The 23,840-nt window shown below is 61.0% G+C and carries 22 protein-coding genes and 1 pseudogene; 5 read left to right on the forward strand and 18 right to left on the reverse strand.

What is annotated here, in order from left to right:
- Window positions 1–55: 55 nt before the first annotated feature.
- The 17 genes and pseudogenes from K288_RS0112515 to K288_RS0112595 form a co-directional block, all read right to left on the reverse strand.
- Window positions 56–853: a CbbQ/NirQ/NorQ/GpvN family protein gene (locus tag K288_RS0112515; protein ID WP_201449674.1), complete on the reverse strand. Its 798-nt coding sequence runs from the start codon at window positions 851–853 to the stop codon at window positions 56–58.
- 134 nt (window positions 854–987) lie between these two features.
- Complete coding sequence (locus tag K288_RS0112520; RefSeq protein WP_027579858.1) at window positions 988–2,025, reverse strand: aliphatic amidase; 1,038 nt, start codon at window positions 2,023–2,025, stop codon at window positions 988–990.
- A 39-nt stretch (window positions 2,026–2,064) separates the two neighbouring features.
- Window positions 2,065–2,757 (reverse strand): urea ABC transporter ATP-binding subunit UrtE, encoded by a 693-nt coding sequence (urtE, locus tag K288_RS0112525; RefSeq protein ID WP_027579859.1) that lies wholly within the window; start codon window positions 2,755–2,757, stop codon window positions 2,065–2,067.
- Window positions 2,750–3,502 carry an urea ABC transporter ATP-binding protein UrtD gene (gene urtD, locus K288_RS0112530; protein ID WP_027579860.1) on the reverse strand — a complete coding sequence of 251 codons (753 nt, stop codon included), beginning with the start codon at window positions 3,500–3,502 and terminating at the stop codon, window positions 2,750–2,752. Before urtD ends, urtE begins: the two co-directional genes overlap by 8 nt.
- Entirely contained in the window at window positions 3,499–4,638 is a 1,140-nt protein-coding gene (gene urtC, locus K288_RS0112535) for an urea ABC transporter permease subunit UrtC (protein WP_043159717.1), read from the reverse strand. Before urtC ends, urtD begins: the two co-directional genes overlap by 4 nt.
- A gap of 17 nt (window positions 4,639–4,655) precedes the next feature.
- Window positions 4,656–5,525 (reverse strand): urea ABC transporter permease subunit UrtB, encoded by an 870-nt coding sequence (gene urtB / locus K288_RS0112540; protein WP_027579862.1) that lies wholly within the window; start codon window positions 5,523–5,525, stop codon window positions 4,656–4,658.
- A gap of 63 nt (window positions 5,526–5,588) precedes the next feature.
- Window positions 5,589–6,815 carry a transporter substrate-binding domain-containing protein gene (locus tag K288_RS0112545; RefSeq protein WP_244443134.1) on the reverse strand — a complete coding sequence of 409 codons (1,227 nt, stop codon included), beginning with the start codon at window positions 6,813–6,815 and terminating at the stop codon, window positions 5,589–5,591.
- A gap of 151 nt (window positions 6,816–6,966) precedes the next feature.
- The gene (locus K288_RS0112550; protein ID WP_027579864.1) at window positions 6,967–7,608 is read right to left on the reverse strand and encodes an ANTAR domain-containing protein; all 642 of its coding nucleotides are present in this window, start codon (window positions 7,606–7,608) and stop codon (window positions 6,967–6,969) included.
- Complete coding sequence (locus K288_RS45380; RefSeq protein WP_043159721.1) at window positions 7,605–8,762, reverse strand: transporter substrate-binding domain-containing protein; 1,158 nt, start codon at window positions 8,760–8,762, stop codon at window positions 7,605–7,607. Before K288_RS45380 ends, K288_RS0112550 begins: the two co-directional genes overlap by 4 nt.
- A gap of 509 nt (window positions 8,763–9,271) precedes the next feature.
- On the reverse strand, window positions 9,272–10,462 hold the full coding sequence (gene mmsB / locus K288_RS0112560; protein WP_027579865.1) for a multiple monosaccharide ABC transporter permease: 1,191 nt from the start codon (window positions 10,460–10,462) through the stop codon (window positions 9,272–9,274).
- The gene (gene mmsA / locus K288_RS0112565; RefSeq protein WP_027579866.1) at window positions 10,459–12,036 is read right to left on the reverse strand and encodes a multiple monosaccharide ABC transporter ATP-binding protein; all 1,578 of its coding nucleotides are present in this window, start codon (window positions 12,034–12,036) and stop codon (window positions 10,459–10,461) included. Before mmsA ends, mmsB begins: the two co-directional genes overlap by 4 nt.
- A 73-nt stretch (window positions 12,037–12,109) precedes the next feature.
- On the reverse strand, window positions 12,110–13,180 hold the full coding sequence (chvE, locus tag K288_RS0112570) for a multiple monosaccharide ABC transporter substrate-binding protein (protein WP_027579867.1): 1,071 nt from the start codon (window positions 13,178–13,180) through the stop codon (window positions 12,110–12,112).
- Window positions 13,181–13,269: 89 nt separating this feature from the next.
- Window positions 13,270–13,404: pseudogene (locus tag K288_RS52320) on the reverse strand (xylose isomerase); the annotation flags it as partial.
- A 120-nt stretch (window positions 13,405–13,524) separates the two neighbouring features.
- On the reverse strand, window positions 13,525–14,874 hold the full coding sequence (locus K288_RS0112580) for a carbohydrate porin (RefSeq protein ID WP_027579868.1): 1,350 nt from the start codon (window positions 14,872–14,874) through the stop codon (window positions 13,525–13,527).
- Between the two features lie 166 nt (window positions 14,875–15,040).
- Window positions 15,041–16,102, reverse strand: a complete 1,062-nt coding sequence (locus K288_RS0112585; protein ID WP_027579869.1) for an ABC transporter permease — start codon at window positions 16,100–16,102, stop codon at window positions 15,041–15,043.
- Window positions 16,099–17,625, reverse strand: coding sequence for a sugar ABC transporter ATP-binding protein (locus tag K288_RS0112590; protein ID WP_027579870.1), 1,527 nt, complete (start codon window positions 17,623–17,625; stop codon window positions 16,099–16,101). The genes K288_RS0112585 and K288_RS0112590 overlap by 4 nt, the downstream gene beginning before the upstream one ends.
- A gap of 66 nt (window positions 17,626–17,691) precedes the next feature.
- Window positions 17,692–18,657: a sugar-binding protein gene (locus K288_RS0112595; protein ID WP_084799580.1), complete on the reverse strand. Its 966-nt coding sequence runs from the start codon at window positions 18,655–18,657 to the stop codon at window positions 17,692–17,694.
- Window positions 18,658–18,909: 252 nt separating this feature from the next.
- Here K288_RS0112595 and K288_RS0112600 point away from each other — a divergent pair, with 252 nt between their 5' ends.
- The 4 genes from K288_RS0112600 (at window position 18,910) to K288_RS0112615 (ending at window position 22,748) form a co-directional block, all read left to right on the forward strand.
- Window positions 18,910–20,187, forward strand: coding sequence for an ROK family protein (locus tag K288_RS0112600; RefSeq protein WP_027579872.1), 1,278 nt, complete (start codon window positions 18,910–18,912; stop codon window positions 20,185–20,187).
- A gap of 79 nt (window positions 20,188–20,266) precedes the next feature.
- Entirely contained in the window at window positions 20,267–21,025 is a 759-nt protein-coding gene (locus tag K288_RS0112605) for an SDR family oxidoreductase (RefSeq protein WP_027579873.1), read from the forward strand.
- Window positions 21,026–21,826: 801 nt separating this feature from the next.
- Entirely contained in the window at window positions 21,827–21,913 is an 87-nt protein-coding gene (locus tag K288_RS54690; protein WP_244443137.1) for a recombinase family protein, read from the forward strand.
- Window positions 21,914–22,301: 388 nt separating this feature from the next.
- A complete protein-coding gene (locus tag K288_RS0112615) occupies window positions 22,302–22,748 on the forward strand; it encodes a hypothetical protein (protein WP_027579874.1) in 447 nt (148 codons plus the stop codon).
- Window positions 22,749–22,994: 246 nt separating this feature from the next.
- On the opposite strand, the gene K288_RS0112620 is transcribed toward K288_RS0112615, so the two are convergent.
- Window positions 22,995–23,585, reverse strand: a complete 591-nt coding sequence (locus tag K288_RS0112620; RefSeq protein WP_027579875.1) for a hypothetical protein — start codon at window positions 23,583–23,585, stop codon at window positions 22,995–22,997.
- Between the two features lie 2 nt (window positions 23,586–23,587).
- Between K288_RS0112620 and K288_RS0112625 the strand changes: the two genes are divergently transcribed.
- Window positions 23,588–23,840 (forward strand): transposase (locus K288_RS0112625; protein WP_043159750.1); only part of this gene is annotated, 253 nt, incomplete at its 3' end.

Genomic DNA, 23,840 nt, shown 5'->3' on the forward strand with positions numbered 1-23,840 from the left:
GACCGAAAGTGATCGAGCGGGCTGGTGTCCACGACCTCAACTACCTTCATCCAACCTAGGCACAGGCCAGGATCACGTCCCGCAGGGTATTCCTTGTGTCGAGGTCGTCGGTCAGCGGAACTACGATCGTGGTCTCGCAAGCTTCCTTCAAGTCGATGCCGCATCCAATCAGCCGGCCGGCGTTGACAAGCATGCGGGTTGACGCACCCTCGTCCAGCCCCTGACCTTTCAGGTTGCGGCTATGCGAGCCGACCTTCACGAGGAGATCGGCGATCCTCGGATCGATGCCTGCCTCTCTCGAGACGACGTCCACCTCCACCCGATGCTCCGGGTAGCCAAAATCCAGTGCCGCGAAGCGCTGCTTTGTGGACTCCTTGAGATCCTTGATCGCGCTCTGGTAGCCGGGATTGTAGGAGATCACCAGTTGGAAATCGGAATGCGCATGGATCAACTCCGCTCTCTTCTCCAGCGGCAGGACTCGGCGATCGTCGGTCAACGGGTGAATCACGACGGTCGTGTCCTGGCGCGCCTCAACGATCTCGTCGAGATAACAGATCGCGCCATGCCGGACGGCGGTGGTCAGCGGGCCGTCGTTCCACACGGTCCCCTCGGCATCGAGCAGCCACCGTCCGACCAGGTCCGCCGCAGTCATGTCCTCGTGACAGGCTACCGTGATGAGCGGCCGGCCCAGCCGCCAGGCCATGTATTCGATGAAGCGGGTCTTCCCGCACCCTGTCGGCCCTTTCAGCATGACCGGCATTCGGCTGGCATAGGCCGCCGTGAATAGCCTGATTTCGTCGTTCAAAGCCCGATAATATGGTTCGTCTCGGATGCGGTATTGATCAAGCAGCAATGGGACGTCTGACAATTCCACGCCTCTTTGAATGTGCCTGTGGCCGCGGCGCCGGACTTATCCTGCAACAGATCGAGGCGCCAGGGATGCCGGCGCGTTCGATCGACGCGCCGGCGAGAGACCAGTCGCACCGTCTAGCGATGCGCGACTTTCTTGTTCGGGATGCCTTCGATCGGACATTCCTCCGTGCCTACGACGGGTCGCGTCATGGCCTCCACCATCTCGCGTGTGCCCTCCGGGTCAGTGATCCAGTTCTTGTAGAAAGTGTAGGGACAGACGGCATGGCCGCGATCACCGTCCCCGGAGTTGATGAGACCGGTGTAACCACGATGCATCAGCTTGAAGAGATGGTTTTGCGACTGCATGTTGCGCCGTGCGTCGCGGATCAGCGACACCGATAGCTGGGCATATTGGATGCCGTTCTCCTCGGTCCCGCACTCGCCGAGCGTCCGACCATCAAAGCCGATGATCGCGGAATGCCCGAAATACGAGTAGACACCGTCGAAGCCCGACGCGTTGGCAACCGCCACATAGCAATTGTTCGCCCATGCCATCGACTTCGAGATCTGGATCTGCTGCTCCTTCGCGGGATACATGTAGCCCTGGCAACGAATGATCAGTTCGGCGCCTCGCATGGCGCAGTCCCGCCAGATTTCAGGATAGTTGCCGTCGTCGCAGATGATCAAGCTGATCTTGAGGCCCTTCGGTCCTTCCGACACGTAGGTGCAGTCTCCGGGGTACCAGCCCTCGATCGGCACCCAGGGCATTATCTTCCGGTACTTCTGGACGATTTCGCCCTTGTCGTTCATCAGGATCAGCGTGTTGTAGGGCGCCTTGTTCGGGTGCTCCTCGTGGCGTTCTCCGGTCAGCGAGAACACGCCCCAGACTTTCGCCTTTCGGCAGGCATCAGCAAAAATCTTCGTCTCCTCGCCTGGCACGCTCGATGCCGTCTCGTACATCTCCTTGGAGTCGTACATGATGCCGTGCGTGGAGTATTCGGGAAAGATCACCAGATCCATTCCCGGCAAACCGAGCTTCATGCCCTCGAGCATCTTTGCGATGTTGCGCGCGTTGTCGAGGACTTCTGCCTTGGTGTGCAAACGCGGCATCTTGTAGTTGACCACGGCGACGCCAACCGTGTCCTTGCTGCTCGATATGTCTCCATGCAACATGTTTCCGACTCCCTTTCAAGTTAACGACGTATCGTTCCGTTAGACCGCCATATGCCTTTGGATGAGCTCATCCGACAGCTCGCCGATTGCGCCCTTGGCAACCACTCTTCCCTTCTCCAGAAACGCAAATCGATCAGAGGCGCGTCGCGCAAAGGCGACGTTCTGTTCGACGAGGATCACGGTGATGCCGCGCTCGCGGTTGAGCCGCACGATCACCGCTTCGATCTGCTCGACAATGTTGGGCTGGATTCCCTCCGTGGGCTCGTCCAGCAGGATGAGCTTCGGTTGGGCCAGCAGGGCACGGGCAATGGCGAGCTGCTGCTGCTGACCACCTGATAAATTTCCGCCGTGCCGGTTGAAGAACTCCTTGAGCACCGGAAACAGCTCGATCACCCAGTCTTCGATGCCGTTCGGGTCCCTTGCCGCAAACGTACCGAGCGTTAGATTCTCCCGTACCGTAAAGCGCGGCAGAATGCCCCTGCCTTGCGGTACATAGGCGATCCCGGCTTTTGCGCGCTGGTAGGTGCGCAGCTTCGAGATATCGGTGCCGTCGAGTGTTAGCCGCCCCGTCACTCGGTCCATCAGACCGAGGATACTGCGCATCAGCGTGGTCTTGCCGACGCCATTACGACCGAGAATGGAAAGGAACTCGCCGGCACCAACGGTGAGGTTGACATTCTGCAGTGCACGGCTGTTGCCGTAGAACGCGTCGATATCTGTCAGCTCAAGCATTGCTGATGCCTCCAGATCCGAGATAGGCGCGACGGACTTCCGGATGCGCTTCCACTTCGGCGGCGGTCCCTTCCGCCAGCAACTGCCCCATGTGCATCACCGAGATGATGTCGCCGATGGCCTTGACGAAGCTCATGTCATGTTCCACGACAACAAGGGTATGCTTGCCCTTCAATCGCGCGAACAGGTCGGCTGTTTTGCGCGTTTCCTGGACAGTCATGCCGGCAGTCGGCTCATCCATCAGGATAAGTTCGGCATCCTGAGCGACCAGCATGCCGATCTCGAGCCATTGGCTCTGTCCGTGAGAGAGGTAGGCCGCTGGCCGTTCGAGCTGTTCGGCGAGACCGACCAATGCGGCAAGACGCTCGATGTCCGCCCGTCCGGCCCCGCCGATATCCCAGCGCAAATTGGCCCACACGCCGGGGTGGCGCGCCCTCGCTACCTCCAGGTTCTCCGCCACGGTCAGATCGCGGAATACGCTCGGCACCTGGAACTTGCGGCCGACGCCAGCACGCGCGATTTCATGCTCTTCCAGATCTTGCAGCGCGGTGCCATCGAAAGTCACTGTCCCCGCACTAGGCTTGACCTTGCCGCAGATAATGTCGAGCGCTGTGGTCTTGCCGGCCCCGTTTGGACCGATCAGGCAGCGCAGTTCGCCCTTACGGACGCTCATATTGAGCCCATTGAGCGCCCTGAAGCCGTTGAAGGAGACGGAGACGTCGCGCAGGTCGAGATGAGTGGTCATGCGCTGCCCTCCTTGGTCTGGCCCACGCTCTGAGCAATCTCGTGCGACAATTGACGACGCTGCACGATCCAGCGCCATGCGCCCTGAGCGAGACCGGCAAGTCCCTTCGGCAGGAACAGCACGACCAGCACGAAGAGCGCGCCCATCACCAGTGTCCATGTTTCCAGGAAGGCGGCGGACTCGGAGAGCGCGCCCTGCACACCTGCAACCAGAACCGCACCGAGAAACGCGCCGACGAGGCTTTGACGACCTCCGACCGCACACCACACCACCACAGACAACGAGAGTTGCACGCCGAGAAACGTCGGCGACGCAAACTCCATGACGATCGTGTAGAGCATGCCGGCAAGTCCGGCGATTGCCGCCGACAGCGCGAAGACGAAGATCTGATAAGTTGCGACGTCGTAGCCGAAGTAGCGCACCCGGCTTTCATGATCGCGGATCGCCTGCACGACCAGTCCGGCGCGACTGCGGGTGAAGGCGAAGGCGACCAACAAGCTCAGAGCTACGCAGCTCGCTACGAGATAGAAGGTCGCGCGGCCATAAGCGTCGAAGGCGATGCCGAAGATTTCGAGCTGCGCGAGATCGGTGATGCCGTTAAATCCGCCCGTATAGCTCTGCTGGTCGATGATCACGAGGTTCAGCACGACCATGGTCGCAAGCGTAATGATCGAGACATAGACGCCTGTGACGCGGCTGCGAAAGATGAACCAGCCGAGCGCCGCGGCCACCAGTGCCGGCACGATGATGCCGGCGGCGAGCGCAAAGCCGAGTGACTTGAACGGCTCCCAGAACCATGGCAGCCGCGCCACGTTGTTCCACACCATGAAGTCGGGGAGTCCGCCCGAACCGGTGTGCACAGGGACGGTTTTCAGCTTGAGCGCCATCGCCATCGCGTAGGAGCCGATACCGAAACTCATGGCTTGGCCGAGGTTGAGGATGCCGCCGAAGCCCCACGACAGCGCGAGCGACACCGTGAGGATGCCGAGCACGAGATAGCGAGCGACCTTGTTGAGCAGGAAGTCGTTGTTGAGGATCAGCGGCAGCGCGAACAAGATGGCGCAGACGATCAGGATTGGAGCGAGTTGCGCTCCGAGGCGCGGCAGTGCGGTTTGGGTTGACGTCTTCGATGACATGGATCGGCGATCTGGTCTCAGGCGCGCACGCGCGTTGTGAATAGCCCTTCAGGGCGGAAGCGGATCAGCACGACGATGGCTAGCAGCACCAGCGCCTTGGCTACCGTGTCGTTTTGCAGGAATGCGATGGCACCGGAGAGCTCACCGAGAATGAACGCACTCGCGACCGTGCCGGCGAGACTTTGCACGCCGCCTAACACCACCACCATGAACGCGTCGATCACGTAGCCTGTGCCCATGTCGGGCGACACGCTCTTGAGCGGCGACACCAGCGCACCGGCAAGCCCGGCGAGTCCGGCGCCATAGGCAAAAGTCAGGCCATACACGCGTTTGGCGTTGATGCCGAATGACGCGGAGACTGAGCGGTCCTGCATGATGGCGCGCAGCTTCATACCGACCGTGGTGCGGTTCATCAGGAGCCAAGTCGCCACGGACAGGGCGATCGCCACGACAAACAGGAACACGCGATAGGATGACACCGATAGCCCGAACACATCCATGCTACCGGACAGCGACGGCGGTAACTGCACGTAGCGGAGTTCGCTCCCGACCATCAGGCGGACCGCCTGCTGCAGCATGATGCCGACGCCCCAGGTCGCGAGGATGGTGTCCAGCGGACGATTGTTGAGCAAGCTCAGTACAAAGCGCTCGATGATCCAGCCGATCACCGCGACCACAATGAAGATCGGGATGAGGCCCGCGAGCAGTCCGAGCCCGAAATAGTTCCGGAACAGCCAGGCTGTGTAGGCCCCGAGCATGACAAACTCGCCATGAGCGAGATTGATGATGCCCATCGAGCCATAGATGATCGACAGCCCGAGCGCCACCAGGAGCAGGATCGATCCGATACTGAGGCCCGTTATGATCTGTTCGAAAAATTGGTCCACGCCCATTCTCCGTGAAGCCGGCCGCCGGCATGACTTCGCCGCCGGCCGCCAACGTTCCAAGCGTCAGCTCTTCTCGACCAGACCCTTCTCGGTGCAGGCTTGTCCGGGATAGGCCGCATAGGGCACCGGTTTCAGCCATTCCTTGGCTTCGACGAGGATCTCGAATTGCCCATTGGACTTGCACTGCGCGATCTTCGGCCATAGCCAGGTGTGGAGATTTTCAGACTCAATGCGCACCTTGCCCTGCGGGGCGATGGTCTCCGCGCCTTTCACGGCGTCACGGATGTTGGGCGGGGTGATGTCACTGGTGGCGAGTTTTTCCACCGCCTGCTTGAACAGGTAGGTCTGGAAGTAGCAGGCCTCGGAGACGAAATGCGTGACCTTGTCGGCGCCCCAGCGCTTTTGATAGGCGGCAACGAATTTCTCGTTCTCCGGCGATTTGTGGACTTGGAAGTACGGTGCCGACGTGAAGTGGCCGGCGGCCGCGTCTCCGCCCATCGCCGCCACCTCGTTCTCCGAGGTGGTGAGGCTCGCCATCGGCATCTTTTCGGGATCAAGACCCGCGGCGCGGTATTGCCGGTGCAGCGCCACGACCGAGTCGCCGACGACGGTGGAGAAGATGACGTTCGGCTGAGACGAGCGGATTTTGTTGATGACGGAAGAGAATTCCGAATGGCCGAGCGGCACGTACTCCTCGGCGACGACCTCGCCGCCATACTTCTCGAGCAGCTTCTTGCAATAGTTGTTCTCTTCCTTCGGATAGATGTAGTTCGAACCGATCAGATAGAACTTCTTGCCGAACTTCTTGATCAGCCATGGCACGAACTCGTCCTGCTGCTGGTTCGGCACCGCGCCTGTGTAGATGACGTTCTTCGAGCATTCGCGGCCTTCATAGAGTGTAGGATACCAATAGAGATTGTTCTGCCGTTCGAACACCGGCAGCACAGCCTTGCGGCTCGCAGACGTATATGAACCGAACACGCTAACGCATTTGTCGCCCACAACAAGCTTGCGCGCCTTCTCCGAGAAAGTCGCCGGATCCGACGCCGGGTCCTCGACGATCGGGACAATTTTGCTTCCCTTGATCCCGCCGGCGGCGTTGATCTCCTCGATTGCCAGGATTGTTGCCTTGTTGAGAGATTCCTCGATGATGGCGGTCGTTCCTGTCAGCGAGAACAACACGCCGACCTTGATCTCTCCGCCAGCCGCGCGCGCCAGATCCGCGTTCTTGATCCATATGTGCGGAAAGCCGGCGCCTGCAAATGCGCCAAGCGCCGCCGCATTTTTCATCAACGTCCGCCTAGAAATGCCCATCTCTCTCGCTCCTGGAATGAAAAACAAAAAAGCCCTCCCGATGCGCGCTTACGCGAGCATTGGGAGGGCTTTGTTGCCGGTTGTCAGCTTGGCGGCAGTGTCGCCGCCGGGTCCCCGCTATTGGGGATCAATGCTGAGGATCGTAACCAAGCAGTTCGAAGGAGTCAACGATCGCCGCGGCGACCGCGCTTGCCGACACCCGACGGTCCATCGCCTGTCGTCGGATGAAGCCGTATGCTTCAGTCTCCGGCATCTGTCGCGTTGCCATCAAGATCGCTTTCGCGCGCTCGACCGTTCGCATCGAACGAAGATTCTCATCCAGCTTTTCGATCTTGCTGCGCAGCCGGCGCTCGTATCCGAACTGACTGCGCGCCAGCACCAGGCTCGAAAGCACTGCATTCGGCGTGAAGGGCCGCGGCAGGACGGCATTCGGCGTTGCATGGGACAACGGCTCTGCCTGAATTGGCTCTGCGGCCGGCACGATGACCACGAGGGCCGATCGCGCATCTCCCGGTATCCAGGGCAAACGTCGAGCAAGGTCTGGGCAATACTCGCAGAACACAACGTCGGCATCGCCCGGGACGGATGTCGGCATTGGCCACACTTGCTGTACGCGCATGCGATAGCGCTGCAGTTCTCGCAGCAGCAAGGTCGTTTGATCATCCACCGGGGCAAGAACGATAGCCGTCAAATCGGCCAGTTCCTGCACCATGGACTTGCGACCGAACGTCTCCCGGCTGCCGACGGGTCTGCGCATGGCTTCGCTCATTGCGTGTTTCCTGCCTGGGTGGTTGCGCGGCCGTACCCGATCAGAAACGGGTCCGCATGCACCGCTTCTCTTGATTGATTGATAACGTCGAATTGCCCTTCCCGATTGGCGCGACCGATGCGCGTCCAGAGATCAGCATGCCCGGTATTTGGATTGATCGTGACGGCCCCCTGTGGAGCGTCAAATGTCGTGCCTAGAACCATTGCCCTCAAGATTTCGGTGTCGAGCGTGTTCGCCTGCTCGAGAGCCTTCGCGAACAGATGAAGCTGAAAATAGGAAGCCTCCACGCACATATTGGTCGAGACGTCTCCTCCAAACCGTGTCTTGAATCTGTTTACAAAGCACTCGTTTGCCTCGCCTTCGATGCCTTGGAAATACGAGGCCGCCGTGATGTGACCTTCGCCCACATCGAAGCCCATGGCGGAGATCTCGGCCTCGGTCGTCGTGAGGCTTGCGATCGGCATCTTTCGTGGATCAAGCCCCACGTTTGCATATGCCTGGTAGAGGAAAATCGTTGCCTCTCCGACGACTGTCGAGAAGATCACGTCGGGCCGAATTCGTCGAATATCCTGCACGATGGGCAGGAAGTCCTGCCAGCGGGCGTGCACGCTCACATAGCGCTCGCCGACGACCGATCCCCCGTTGGCCTTCAAGACCTCCCTCATCACGCGATTGGATTCGCGTGGATAAATGTAGTCCGATCCGACGAAGTAGAAGCGGCTTCCGTAGTTGTCCATCAGGTACCGGCAAAGCGCGAGACTGTTCTGATTGGGGGAAGCGCCGGTATAGATGACGTTGGGCGACGCCTCGAAGCCTTCATAGAGTGTCGGATACCACAAGAGGCCATTCAGCCGTTCCACCACGGGCAAGACGGCCTTTCGGCTCGATGAGGTGTAGCAACCGAAGATGGTGCTGACCTCGTCCTCTATCATCAGACGCTTGGCATAATGCCCGTAGGCCACAGAATCGGAACCGGGATCGTAGGACATGGGTACCAATTCTCGGCCACAAACCCCGCCAGCGGCGTTGATCTCTTCGATGGCCAGCAGGGTCCCGCGATACTGGGTTTCCTCGATCACTGACATGAAGCCGGTTCGCGAGAACAGCACGCCGATGCGCCAGGGAGCGGTCGTACGCTGCAGAGAGTTAGACATGATTTGGGCCCCCGAAGTCTGGGAAGGACGGGAGGATCGCTGTTATGTCGCTTGTCTGTTGTCCGGCCAACAAAGGATTGCACGTCATTCCCACCCGGACAAGGACAAATCGGGACGCCTGCGGTTGGCCGATGCAACCAGAACCTCGTTCGATCCAAGCTGCACCTACAGATGGTGGGGCTCATTCGCTGGTGCAGCAAATAAGTGCAGCGTGACCATGTTCTTGGCAGCACATCGCCTGTGGCAGGGCACGTTTAATCGCTGAGCGCGACACGGCGAAGCAATCTCCATGAGCGCGACCACCATGTACCCGTGCCCGCGTCCGGAGACATCAGCGTCGCACAACTCCGCCGATGTCTCGACGATGCCAGCTTGATCTCGTCACAGCATCAGCCCGATCGAGGGCAGGCAGGCCCAGAGCTCATCCTTCAGACTGCGAACGGCGACGAGCGCGCGCATCCGGTGGTATCGACCACGAGCCCATGGAGATCTCCAGGACAGGTCCGTCGTCACCTGCGCTGGTTGTAGACGTCGATGCAGACGGCGGCGAGTAGCACCAATCCCTTGATCACCTGCTGGTAGTCGATGCCGACGCCAAGGATCGACATCCCATTGTTCATCACACCCATGATCATGGCGCCGACCACGGCGCCGCCGACCCGCCCCACGCCGCCATAGGCGGAAGCGCCGCCAATAAAGCACGCGGCGATGACGTCGAGCTCGAAACCGGCGCCAGCCTTGGGGGTTGCCGTGTTGAGACGCGCTGCAAAGATCAGGCCGGCAAGCGCGGCGAGAGCTCCCATGTTCACAAAAGTCAGGAAGGTGAGCCGTTCAGTCTTGATGCCGGACAGCTTGGCGGCTTTGGCATTGCCGCCGACGGCGTAGATTTGTCGCCCAATGATCGTCCGGCGTGTGACAAAGCCATAGAGCGCGATCAGCGCGGTCATAATCACGAGCACATTCGGTAGCCCGCGATGCGAAGCGATCAGATAGGTGAAGTAGAGGACAACGCCCAGGAGCGCAGCACTTTTTGCGACGAACAACGCATACGGCTCGACCTCGATCCCGTGCGATTGCTCGCGGGCGCGGGTTTTGGCACTGGCATAGACCAGCGCCAGCGCCAGCACGATGCCGATCAGCAACGAGGTCGGGTGCAGCGTGTCGGCGCCAGGAAAGAGCTCCGGGATGAAGCCTGAAGACAACTTCTGGAAGGTCGGCGGAAACGGCCCCACGGATTGTCCCTGCAGGACCGCCAGGGCAAGGCCCTTGAACACCAGCATGCCCGCAAGCGTGACGATGAAGGACGGAATCCCAAAATAGGCAACCCAGTAGCCCTGCGCTGCGCCGATCGCCGCGCCGACCAGCAGACAGGCGATGAAAGCGAGCGGATAGTCGACGTGATAGCGAACCATGAGCACGGCGGCGATTGCGCCGATGAAGCCGGCGACCGACCCGACCGAGAGGTCGATATGGCCGGTCACGATCACGAGCAGCATGCCGAGCGCCATGATCACGATATAGCTGTTCTGCAGCACCAGATTGGTGAGATTGAGCGGCTGCAGCAGCGTGCCGTCGGTAGCAACCTGGAAGAACAGCATGATCGCGAACAGCGACAGCAGCATGCCGTAATTGCGCAGGTTGTTCTTGATGAACCCCGCATGCCCGCGTTGCTCAGGCAGCGAAACCGTCTTGTCGGTCATGGCCGCGCTCCACCCATCTGCATCCTGTTCCGCTCCACGCCGCCTTGTACGGGCTTGTTGCGCATGATCGCGCGCATGATCTTCTCCTGCGTCGCTTCGCCGGCGGCAAATTCGCCGACAAAGGCGCCATCGTTCATCACGCAGATCCGGTCGCAGATGCCGAGCAACTCCGGCATTTCCGAGGAAATCACCACGACGCCCCTGCCGGCCTCCGCGAGTTCATTGATGGTACAATAGATCTCGTATTTGGCGCCGACGTCGATCCCGCGGGTCGGCTCGTCCAGGATCAGGACTTTTGGGTCCGTCATCAGCCATTTTGACAGCACGACCTTCTGCTGGTTGCCGCCGGAGAGCTGGCCGGTTTCCTGATAGACATCGGAGCAGCGGATTCGCATCCGGTTGCGATAGTCACTGGCTGCCTTCAACTCTCTGATGTCATCGACCACCCATCGCGGAGCCACCTGGGAAAGACTCGCGAGCGTGATATTCTTGCGCACGTCGTCGGCAAGGATCAGACCGAGCTGCTTGCGGTCTTCGGTCACATAGGCGAGCCCCGCGTCGATGGCCGCCGGCACGCTGGAGAGGTCGACCTCGCTGCCGTCCAGCCACACCCGTCCGCTGATGTTGTAGCCCCAGGCGCGGCCGAACAGGCTTGTAGCGAATTCGGTACGGCCGGCACCCATCAGGCCGGCGATGCCGACCACCTCGCCGCGCCGCACGTGGAAGCCGACATTCTTGATCATCTGGCGCTCGGGATGGAGCGGGTGATAGACGCTCCAGTCCTCCACCACAAGCACGGGGTCCCCAATCCTGGCGTCGCGCGGTGGGAAACGATGGGCGAGATCGCGATCGACCATGCTGCGTATGATGCGGTCTTCCTCGACCTGCTCGGTCCGACAGTCGATCGAGTCAACGGTGCGGCCATCGCGCAAGATGGTGATGCGGTCGGCGACGCGGGCGACCTCGTTCAGCTTGTGCGAAATCAGGATCGAGGCGATGCCCTGCTGGCGGAACGCCATGAGTCGGTCGAGCAGCGCCGCGCTGTCGGCCTCATTGAGGCTCGCGGTGGGCTCGTCCAGGATCAGGAGACGCACCCGCTTGGATAGCGCTTTCGCAATCTCGACCAGTTGCTGCTTGCCGATACCGAGGTCGGTGATGAGTGCATCCGGCGGTTCGCGCAGACCAACCTGGGCCAACAGTTCCCTTGTGCGCCGATACACCGCGTCGCGGTCGATCACGCCGAACCGTGACGGCGGATGCGACAGAAAAATGTTCTCGGCAATCGACATCAGCGGGATCAGTGCCAGCTCCTGATGGATGATGATGATCCCGAGCGCCTCCGAATCGTTGATGTCGCGAAAACGCTGTTCCTCGCCATCGAAGATGATGGTGCCTTCATAGTCGCCATGCGGATAGACGCCGCTGAGCACTTTCATCAGCGTCGACTTGCCGGCGCCGTTCTCGCCCACGAGGGCGTGGATCTGCCCGGGCTCGACTGTGAAATTGACGTCGCGTAGCGCCTGCACGCCTGCAAAGCTCTTGCTGACGCCGCGCATTTCCAGCATTGCCGTCATCGTATCATGTCCCGGAGTGGAAGCGACCGATCGTCCGGCAAGCGGGTCTTCCGCGCTTGCCGGACCGGTTTTCTCACTCGAATTGCGAGCGCTTGTAGTAACCACTGTCAACCAGCACCTTATTCCAATTGCTCTTGTACACCACCACCGGCTTGAGCAGATAGGCCGGCACCGCCTTGACTCCGTTGCTGTAGGTCTTGGCGTCGTTGATGGGCACTTCCTTGCCCTTGAGCACGGCGTCGACCATATCCGCCGTCACCCGCGCGAGATCGCGGGTATCCTTGAAGATGGTGGAATATTGATCGCCGCGCAGTATTGCCTTGATCGACGGCACCTCTGCGTCCTGGCCGCTGATGATCGGCATCGGCTGATCGGGCGTGCCATAGCCGACCCCCTTTAGCGATGAGATGATGCCAATGGAGAGGCCATCATAGGGTGAGAGCACGGCGTCGACGCGCTTCTTGCCGTAGAAGGCGCTGAGCAGATTGTCCATGCGGGACTGCGCGGTCGCGCCGTCCCAGCGCAAGGTCGAGACCTTGTCCATACCCGTCTGCTTGCTTGCGACTACAAGCTTGCCGCTGTCGATATAGGGCTGCAGTACCGACATGGCGCCGTTGTAGAAGAAGTAGGCGTTGTTGTCGTCAGGCGAGCCGCCGAACAGCTCGATGTTGAACGGCCCCTTGCCCTCCTTCAGCCCCAGCCCCTGCTCGATCGACTGCGCCTGCTGGACGCCGACCTGGAAATTGTCGAAGGTCGCATAGTAGTCGACGTTCGGCGTGTCGCGGATCAGGCGGTCATAGGCAATTACGGTGATGCCCTTGGCCTTGGCCTGCTTGAGCACGTCGGACAGAGTGGAGCCGTCGATCGCCGCGATCACCAGCACCTTCGCTCCCTTAGTCACCATGTTCTCGACCTGCGCGAGCTGGTTCGGAATATCGTCCTCGGCATATTGCAGGTCAGTGCCGTAGCCGCGCTCGCGCAGCACCTTGACCATGTTGTTGCCGTCGTCGATCCACCGCGCGGAGGATTTTGTCGGCATCGCGATGCCGATCGTCGCTTTCTGTGCAAGCGCGGCGCTGCCGGATGCCGTGGCAGTAAGGCCCGCCAGCGCGAGCATAAGCAACGTCGTTTTCAGCCTGAGCATGTTGTCACTCCCATTGGGTTTAGAAACGTTTCTGTCGTTGCAGTGAGGATTTTGGTGGGACTATCTCCCAGGGGTTACCACTGGCCCGGCGGCGCCGTGAACACGCCCGCATCGAGCATGTCGGCGGCGGCAAGCAAGGCGCAAGCGCAGGCATCCATCGAACCGGCATGGGCGTAGATCAGATCGTCGGGATCGATCGACTGACGTCTGATCTTCGCATCGAATGGGTACATGAGCGGCCATTGATGATCGGGAGAGCTTTAATCGGGTTTCTCGACATGCCCGCATACGGGCATGCACACACTTTTCGCGTCAGAGTAGCTTGATGACAAGCCAGCGCCGCATCAGAAGTGGACCTCGGTGCGCATACCAAGAACCACGGCATTGTTGGTCTTCACACCGGCGCCGTTATACCCGCGGCCGCCGGGATTGATCACATACTGGGCATCGAACTTGAGGTTCATCCAGCCTGTCGCCTGCCACCCGTACCAGGCTTCGATCGGAACTTCATTACCGCCCGCATTCGGGCTGAGCGCGGCCGAATTCACGTGGGTCGTGCCCACCGCGAAGCCGACTTCGTCCTCGGGCCGCGAGGCGAACGTTCCGGTGTGCTTGACGCCCCAGGCGATCTGGTAGTCCTGGTACGACGTCCGGTGATCGGCGACGGTCGTATTGAGGAAGGTGTACCAACCCAGCGCGCCGGGACCGTCGACGGTCAACCGCTGCAGGATCGACTCATAAACGCCGTAGCGCCCTCTTTGATCTCCCAGATTTTGATCCGGGACACCACCGACGCCCGGGATGGTCACAATGATACCCGGGAGGCCACCATCGATCGTCGACTGACTGTCGTACCAGCCGCCCAATCTCCAGGTCCCGTACAGGGCGCCGCTCGGGCTCCAGGTCAGTTCCACCGGCACCAGCACACCCGAGACCGGTTTTGAGGAGGGGACGCCCGGCAAGGCGTAGGTGCTAGGTTCTGAAGTCGTCAGATAATTCGGATTGGAGTCGTAGACGCCGACCGAGAATTGGAGATCCTTGGCGAACTTGTAGTGGACGACACCGGCCCATTGGCTCACCGGCCAGTTGTAGATGTAGCCGCCCTGGATGTTGCCGGGCTGGCCGCCGCAGAAGGTCAGGTTGATGAACTCGCACAGACCGAAGAAGAAGTCGGAGCCGACTGGAAGACGGCCGCCCTTGAGTTCAAGCTGATCGTCGAAAAGTTTCTGCGAGTAATAGAGTTGGGTCAGGCGAAGGATATTGCCGCGGCCGAAAACTTCGTTGGTCAACTGCAAGGCCGGAATGCCTGCCTCGCTATTGAGGTTGTCGCCGAAGCGCTGGACCAGCGTGACGCCGACGGTTCCCCCCGGGATGCCGACAAGCTTCTCCATGTCGAGCTTGGCCCCGAACCATAGCTGTCCGGCGTTGGCCGCGGTGTTCCTGTTTCCGCCCGACAGATTGCCGACGGATTCATTACCCAACGTCAGGCCCAGGTCGATGCCCTGCTCCTTCAGCCTGGTCCTGCCGAGATCGCCAAACAGGTATGGTCTTGTCCAGAAATCATCGGCCGCGACATAAGGAAGAGGCGGAGCTTTCGTTGAAAAATCGGCCGCATGCGCTCCACCGCTCAACAGGAATGACAAAGCAATCCCCACGCCGCACACACGTGCGGCGTTCACACACCTATGCAACAACATTTTCTGGTACTCCAGCGTCCCCGGGCTTTGTCTATTTTTGTGTCACGCCCCCGCCCAAAGCCCTCGTGCCTGGAACGTGCTCCCTTCCCAGCACACGCCGATTTTGGCCGCCGAAGAAGCGGCCATCTGGAGCGCCTGGTCGTGGTTCTCCTTTATCGCGCTGTCATGCCTGATCGCCCGTACTCGTTGGCAACGCAGCCGCGCTGCGCGGCGATGCGCTCTGCTTTCCCTGCGAGAGTGTCGATCTCGGCGCCGTGCGGGCCACGCCGGCCAGCGCCGCCTTGCGCCGCCGGCGGTTCTGCAATTGCTGATCCGCCAGCACGCCGAGCAGAATCACCGTCCCCATCACCGCGAAGTTCAGGGAATTGGGGATGCCCAGGATATTCACAAGGTTCTGCAGCACCTGCAGCAGCGCCGTCCCCAGCACGATGCCGAGAATAGAGCCCTCGCCGCCGCGCAGGCTGCATCCACCCAGGACCGCAGCCGCAATCGCATAGAGCTCGTAGAAATTGCCGAACGAACTCGGAGAGACCGAGTTGGTGTAGAACACGAACAACACGGTTGAAACGCCCGCGAGCCCGCCGCTGATGATGTAGGCGGTCGCGATCACGATATCTGTCCTGATACCGGAGAAGCGCGCCGCTTCCTCGTTCTTGCCCACGGCATAGAGCCAGCGGCCGTAGACCGAGCGGTGCAGCAGCACGCCGAGGATGAGCGCGAGGATGATCAGGAAGACGAAGGTGTTCGGGATGCCCGCGATATTACCGGAGGCGATATTGCTCAGCGTGCTGGCCTCGTCGCCGTAGCCGAAGCCGCGTGTCGAATCGCTCGTATAGTAGCGGGCAACGCCGCGATAGATCAGCAACCCGCACAGCGTCACGATGAAGGGCTGCATCTTCAGCCGTGTGATCAGGAAGCCCTGGATGCCCCCCAGCACCAGTCCGCCCAGCAGGACCAGCAGCAGCGCGAAGGGCCAATGAACCTGATAAGTCGTCAGAAGGTCGATGAATACGACGCCAAGCAGCGCGAACATCGAGCCGAGCGAAAGGTCGATGCCTCCGGTGATGATCACGAGCCCTTCGCCCAGCGCGAACACACCGAACAGGCCGATCAGATTGGCCATATTCAGCAAGTTCACCAACGACAGGAAGGCCGGATTGATCGCGCCCGTGATGGCGGAGATCACTGCGAGCAGCAGGCACAGGCCGAGTTCCTTCTTCATCATGGCGCAGCGGCTTCCATGGTTTCCAGCGCTTGGCCCATCGCCAGCCGCAGCACGTTGTATTCGCTGAACTGCTCGCGCTCGAGCACGCCGCTGACACTCCCTTCATGCATCACTGCCAGCCGGTCGGAGACGCCGATGACCTCCTCCATGTCCGAGGAGATCATCACGATGGCGACGCCCTGGTCGGCGAGCTCGCGCATCAGCGCATAGATCTCGCTCTTGGCACCGACATCGATGCCACGGGTCGGCTCGTCGAAGAACATCACTCGCGGCTGCATGGAAAGCCATTTGCCCAGCACCACTTTTTGCTGGTTGCCGCCGGAGAGCGTCACGGCCTCCATATCGATGCTCGGCGCCTTTATGGACAGGCTCCTCGCCTGTTCTTTCGCGACCTTGCGCTCGGCCGCGCCGTTGACCAGCCACATCCGCGCGTAATTCAACATGCTCGCGAGCGTCACGTTCTCCCGGATCGGCAGTTCCAGCACCAACCCGGATTTCTTGCGATCTTCCGGCACCAGATAGATCCCTTGCCTGATCGCGTCCCGCGGCGAGGCGACATCAACCGGCGCGTTGTCGATCCTGATCTCGCCACCCAGCAGCGGGTCAATGCCGAAGGCAGCGCGGGCCAGGGAAGTGCGGCCAGCGCCCACGAGCCCTGCCAGTCCGAGGATCTCGCCGCGCCGCGCGGAAAGATTGATCTGCCGATCGGGAAAGGCTGATGTCACGAGGCCGACGATGTCGCAGCCGCCCGGCTGCGGCGGCCGTTTCGGCGGCGTATACAGCGCCTTCAGGTCGCGGCCGATCATCAGCCGGATCATTGCGGCATGGGTCAGCTCGTCCCGCGCCAGCTCCCCCACCGTGCGCCCGTCGCGCAACACCACGACGCGGTCAGCGCAGGTCATGACCTCGCCCAGCCGATGAGAGATATAGATCACCGAGATGCCATGCGCCTTCAGGTCGGCAATGACCTCCAGCAGCCGTTCAGTCTCCGAAATTGTAAGGCTGGAGGTCGGCTCGTCCATGATGATCACGCGGGCGTCGATCGAGAGCGCCTTGGCGATCTCCACCATCTGACGCTGCGCGATGGACAGGTCGTCGACCAGTGTGTTCGGCGTGAAATCGGCCCCCAGCCGCTCCAGCAGCGGCGTCACGCGGGCGCACATCTGCGCATTGTCCACGAGCTTCAGCGGACCGCCAGTAAGCTTCTCGCGCCCTATAAATACGTTGGCCGCGACGTCGAGATTCTCGAACAGGTTCAGTTCCTGATGCACGAAGGCGATGCCGGCCCGCGTTGCCTCGCTCACTGTCATCCGGGCATGGTCGTCGCCGCCGATGCGGATCACGCCCTCACTCGGCGCGATCACGCCGCCCAGCACGCGCATTAGCGTCGATTTGCCGGCGCCGTTCTCACCGATCAACCCCAACACCTCGCCGCGATACACGCGCAGGTTGACATCGTCGAGAGCCCTGACACCGGGATAAGTCTTGCTGATCCGGGCGAGTTCCAGCAGCGTTTCCGCCATTCCGCATTTCCTCCCGCACAACGCCCGGCGGCCTGTGGCAGCCAGCGGGCGGTGAACACACTGAAGTCACTTCTTCAGCAGTTCCTTCAGATGTGCGGTGAACTCCGCTACGTTGGACTTGCTGATCACCTTGGTCGGCACGATCAGCTTGCTGTCCGCCGGGATCCAGGACTTGTCGCCGTTCAGCGTTTTGATGATGTTGGTGGCGGAGAGATAGCCGAACTCATACGGCTGCTGCACCACCGTGGATTCGATCGTGCCGTCGGAAATGCCCCGCAGCGTGCGCTGGTCCTCGTCGAAGCCGACGATCTTCACCTTGCCGACCTTGCCCGCCGCCTTCACCGCGTCATAGATCAGCGGCGTCTCGTAGCTCCACAGCCCGGACAACAGCGCAATGTCGGGATATTTGACAAGCACGTTCTCCATATTCGCCTTGGCCTTGGCGAAGTCCACCTGATCGGTGAACACGTCGACCAGCTCTACCTTGGTGCTGGCGATCGCTTGCTTGATACCCTGCACCCGCTCACGAGCGTTGTCAGCGTCCATCGTTCCGACAAACAGCGCGATCTTGCCGCCGTTCGGCAGCGCCTTCTTGATCTCCTCGCCTGCCTGCCGTCCGGCCGCGACGTTGTCGGTGCCGATATAGGCGAGACGATTGCTCTGCGGCGCGTCGCTGTCCGTCGTGATCAACACGGTCTTGGCTGCAACCTTGTTGAGTTGTTCGGTTGCGTGCGGCGCATCGTCTACAGAGATAGAGATGCCGGCGACGCCGCGCACCAGCAGGTCGTCCAGTTCGCGCCGCTGGCCCGCCGCGGTTCCATCGTTGGTGACGATCAACTCGATATCGTATTCCGGGTGCTCCTTCTGCGCCTTCTCAAGCCCGCGGCCGGCGATGGTCCAGAAGTCGGCCGCGACATTGGTCACCAGCGCGATGGTCTTTTTCTGCTGCGCCTGCGCCACTCCCGCGGCCATCACGAGCGCGGCCGCGCTCGCCAGCAGCGGCACGATCAATGACTTCATTGAGCCCTTCATATGCACCTCCCTGTCGTCACCCCGTTATGAGGGGATTCACGCACGGCGCTTTTTGCGCCTTATTTTCTTTATCTTGCGAAGAAATTATCGGAACGCAACCACGAGTCAAGGATGTTATTGTTCATTTCATCGCCCAACAATAGTATACATTGTACAATCAGGCAGCCTTCACCCAGCCTTTTAGCCTTCTGGTTTAGCCGCCGCCCCTGTGCTGTGTTGATTAATTTCACATACCGAATTAAAGAGGTCCGCATGGATGAGCAGCCCGAGCCGTCGAAACGTGCTTCAAGCGTGGCCCGCGGATCGAACCGCGGCCGCCTCGTCGAAGTCTTGCGACGTCAGGGGCCGTTGCCGCGCGTGGAGCTCGCACGGAGTACGGGGCTGAGCTTCGCGGCCATTTCGGCCATAACGTCGCGACTGATAGCGGAAGAACTGTTGTGCGAGGCCACGACCGACGCGGGAGTGGCGATGTCGTGGCCCGACGATACCGACGAAGAGGACGCGGACGGGCTGAATGGCCGTCGCCGCGGCCGGCCGGCGGTACTGCTGACCCTGAACCCGGAGTTTGGCCGCATCATTGCGGTCTCGCTACGCATGAACCTGATCGAGACACTGATCGCGGACTTCAGCGGCTCTGGCTTGGCGCAATCGCGACTTGCACTCACGACGCGCGCTCTCGATGCAGACGCGTTGTGCGATCTCGTGATCGCGCAGATCGACGCTATGCTTGACGCGACGGCCACGCCACGCCATCGGCTGATGGGAATCGGGATTGCACTGCAGGGCATCGTGAACGCCGACGCCGGCCGGCATCTGTGGAGTCCGGCGCTGTCGGTCACCGACATCGATCTGGCGACGCCGATCCGTCAGGCATTCGAGGTCGAGGTCGTGATGGCGAACGACGCTGTCGCAGTTGCGCTGGCCCTCGCAGCCGCGGAGCCGGCGCTGGCGCAGGGCCTCTCGGCCACGATCATGGTCGGCCACGGCGTCGGGATGGGTGTCGTTGTCGACGGTGAAGCGCGCTGGGGCGCCGGCGCCGGCAGCGAGATCGGCCATGTCAAATTGGCGCCGAACGGTCCGCAATGCCGCTGCGGCCAGCGCGGCTGCGTCGAAGCCTATCTCGCCGACTATGCGCTCTACCGCGACGCCCGCACCTTTCTCGACCTGCCACCGGCGGTGTCGCAGCAGCCGTCGGAGGCGCAGATGGCTCTGTTGCGCGAGCGAGCACTGGGCGGCGATCCGGGTCTCAAGCACTTATTCCGGCAGGCAGGCCACGCGCTTGCGGAGGCGGTCGCCGCAACGATATCGGTGCTGCGCCCGCATCATCTCATCCTGGCAGGCCCCGGCCTGCAGGCGTTTGACATGATGCGCAGCGCCTATGAGGAGCGGCTCGAGCAGGCGGTGTTGCCGTGGCTGCTCAAGTCCACAACGATATATGTGCGTCCAAGCGAGTCGGCGGCAATTCTCGACGGCATGGTGCGGCGGACGCTGCGGGTCGTGGACCACAGCCACATGGAGACGACCGAGTGAATACCGGGAGCTGCGGCCCTCGTGTGAACCGCAGCAACGCAATCCGACGCCCTTCAGGCGCAAAATCGAGAGGATGCAAATGCAGGGCGCGATCTATCCCAGCCTCAAGGACCGGACTGTACTGGTGACCGGCGGCGGTTCCGGCATCGGCGAGGCCATCGTCCGCCAGTTCGCGAGCCAAGGCGCGCGCGTCGGTTTCATCGACATCGATGTGACGGCCTCAAAGCAGCTGCTGGCCAGCCTGCCGACGCATGCCAGCGTGCACTTCGAGCACACCGATCTGCGCGACATCGGCGCCCTGAGGCGCGCGGTCGCCGGCGTCCGCGAGGCGTTCGGACCGATCACCATCCTGGTCAACAACGCGGCGCGCGACGACCGTCACGCGATCGAGGACGTCACGCCGGAATACTGGGACGAGCGGATCGCCGTCAACCTGAAGCATCAGTTCTTTAGTGCCCAGGCGGTCGCGCCGGACATGATCCAGGCAGGGGGCGGCGCGATCGTCAACATCGGCTCGGTGAGCTGGCTGATCGGCCAGGGCAACATGCCCTGCTACATCACCGCCAAATCCGCGGTTCAGGGCCTGACGCGTGCGCTCGCCCGCGATCTTGGGCCGAACAATGTGCGGGTCAATTCCATCCTGCCCGGATGGATCATGACAGAGCGGCAGCAGGATCGGTGGTTGACGCCCGAAGGTGAGGCCGAACTCATGGAGCGCCAATGCCTCAAGCGCAAGCTCGTGCCTGATGACATCGCCCGCGTCGTCCTCTTCTTCGCCGCCGACGACAGCGGCGCCTGCACCAACCAGAACTACATCGTCGACGGCGGCTGGGTCTGACCATATTGCCGACCGCGTTGACGAGATCTGGCGAGCCAGGGTGCGCGCTCCCAAAATATCGAAAACAACCCCATGCAAAGGTGCAGGCGGCCGCGGTCGCTCGAACAGCAACTTGACACGTCGGGCAAATCAGGGGCATTCCTTCATCATCCCGCAATCCTGTAACGCCCGTCGGTCCCCGCAATAGCGGGCGCGTCGGTTGCGATTGCGGTCCAGCAATCCTCACCCACGATTGAAATTGCACCGGCTCCGCGCGGCGAACGATCGCCTGCGCGTGGCCGAACCGCGCGCGCTTGCCGCGCGCGTGCCAGAGCATTTTCGGTTCTGATGGAATCAGAACCGAAGCTCTGGATTCTTGTTTTGACGCGTTTTCTTCACGCGAACCGGTGTCCACTTCGCTCGAAAACGCTCTAGGGAGTCTCGACATGAACACCGCCCCAAGCCTCGCCATGCCAAAGACGATCGCCGCAACCGACCCCACCACAGCTGCCGCAGCCCCGCGGATAAGGCTCTCATCACACGGATTCTCCATCGACCATCCCGATCCGGAGCTCGGCGAACAGCTGATGGCGAACGCGCTGGGGGCAACCGATCGCGAAGCGATGGAGGGCATCCTCCGGCAATTGGTCAGGGCCAGCGTGAGCGACGGAAGCCCCGACGAGGTCAACCTGTCCTTCATGATTTCAATGGTGAAGAGCATTCGCCCAAGGGATTCCGTCGAGGCCATGCTGGTGGCGCAGATGGTTTACCGATTATCCGCGAAGCCCAGAAGGCGGGCGCGCGTCCCTCAGGGAGATTGCGGTGGCGCTGAATGCTCGCGGAATCGCGACAGCACGAGGCGGCCAGTGGTACGCACAGTCGGTCGCAAACATCCTCGAGCGTGCATAGGAGCAAACACGCGGCCTTCACGCTCGGCTCGCGCCACAGGAACGAATACATGTCCGCATCGGACCCTCGTGGGGGCGATGGATTTGGGTCCCTCCTCAGGGGACCTACGGTGCTGAATTTAGTCCGCCCAGTGGCTTCAAAATTGACGGCTTCGCTGCGCGGGCATGCCGAGCTGAAACGAGCGGCGCGGTCCCAAGTGTCCAAATCGTATCGCACATCGCATCGGTGTTGGCACGGAGTCTGAGGACGCGTAGGGAAAACATCAGGAAGAGCACAGTTGCGCGGAGCGCTCCCGGCATTCCGGCACGCCGCGAACAGCGGCACGCGAAATTCGGTGGCGAACATTCGCGAAAGGGCTTAGGGACATTTGAACCCAAGGGGAGACTGTGTGACTAAAATCGTTGTTGACAATACGACGCCCGAGGGCCGCCAGCGCCAGCTTGAGGCGCGGGTGCAAGTCGCTTGGGCAAAAGTTGCGAGCAGCGTGCTGAATTTTCTGATCGGGCGAGAAGCAGACCCGGTCTCGGCAATGAAGGAGTTTATTGCCGTCTATGATTCCGCCGAACAGGAGAGCATCGACCCGAAGGGCATCGCGATCCGGGGGCCGGAACTCGGTCATGCCACGAAAGGACACCCGGACGAGATCATCGACACGGTGCTGACCGGCTCGCTTTCGATGATCGCCGCAATGTTGCAGGTCGGCGCGAGGCAACCGGTATCGGAACCTCAAGGGGCTTATATAGACGACGAGGCTTATGTCGCCGCGCAAGAACAGATCGTGCGGGGAATCATGATGATGGAAAAGAAAATCCGCAAGGCGCCGGAGGAATCATGACCAAGGCGCAGGCACATAACGCGGAGGGAGCCGCGGAGAGCTGCCATGCGGGTTGGCGGCCCCGCCTAGCCCGCTCTGGCGCGGAGCGTGGGATGCAAAGAAAGAACATTGCAGCTGCCTTTGGTTACGCTGTGGTGTACGCCAGCGAGACGGGCGGCCAGCCCAAGTCGGCGGTAGGACCTACAATCCCCGGTAAAAATAGGAGTGATGTTAGTTAATGGTGTTCGAAACCGCGCGGCCCGCCCTCTACGACGCTGGGCACAACTCGCCATAAAACTGTTCGTATCCATCAAGCAGCACACGTGCTCGGGATTTGAAAACCCTTCGGATTGAAGCGGCCCGCTTTTCGGGCTTGGTCTCCGCCTCGACCTTCCTAATGGCGCTGTTCAAGTCGAAGTACTCCATCCACGCGTCAAAGTCTTCCTTCGTTAGGTCTGACGAGAGACACTTGTCCGTCTCCTTCGCAAGGTTGATCGTCATTGCAATTAAGACCGAAACATCTTTGAGGGTCGGTCGCGCCTCTTCAAAGTGGCAGAGAAGACAATCCACGCTAACGCCCTTATATTTTTCAGCAATCTCCTGTTCGCTTTCCTGTAACAGCCTCTTTTGGTTACTCAGCAGTTTGGCACTTGAGCCGGGATGAACAATCCTGTTGCGCCAGTGACAAATCAGAACGACTGCAGAGACAAGATATTTCTCACCCAAGATGGTCTTATAAATATCCCAGATCTTGGTGGCACGCTTGGTATTTCCATCGTAAGCGCTCCTTTCTACGCACCTATGCAGTTGAGCGCGGGGATGGGATGAGGCGTCCACCATGAGCGAGGTGGACACCATCGATGATCACTCCAGAAGAACCTTTGAGACTTGAGACGGTCGGCGTGTTGCGCAATGGCCGGCGTCGCTATGATCCGGCCAGCAAACAGCGACTGGTCGAGGCCTGTCTGCAGCCTGGCGTGTCGCTGGCGGGGCTGGCGTTGCAACACGGCGTGAACGCGAACCTGCTGCGCAAGTGGGTGGCCAAGCGACAACTTCAGAACGGGGATGGCCAGCCGGAGGCGCGGGCGCCGATTGCGCCAGCCTTTATTCCGG

Source organism: Bradyrhizobium sp. Ai1a-2 (assembly GCF_000426245.1).
In the GTDB taxonomy this organism is placed as follows: domain Bacteria; phylum Pseudomonadota; class Alphaproteobacteria; order Rhizobiales; family Xanthobacteraceae; genus Bradyrhizobium.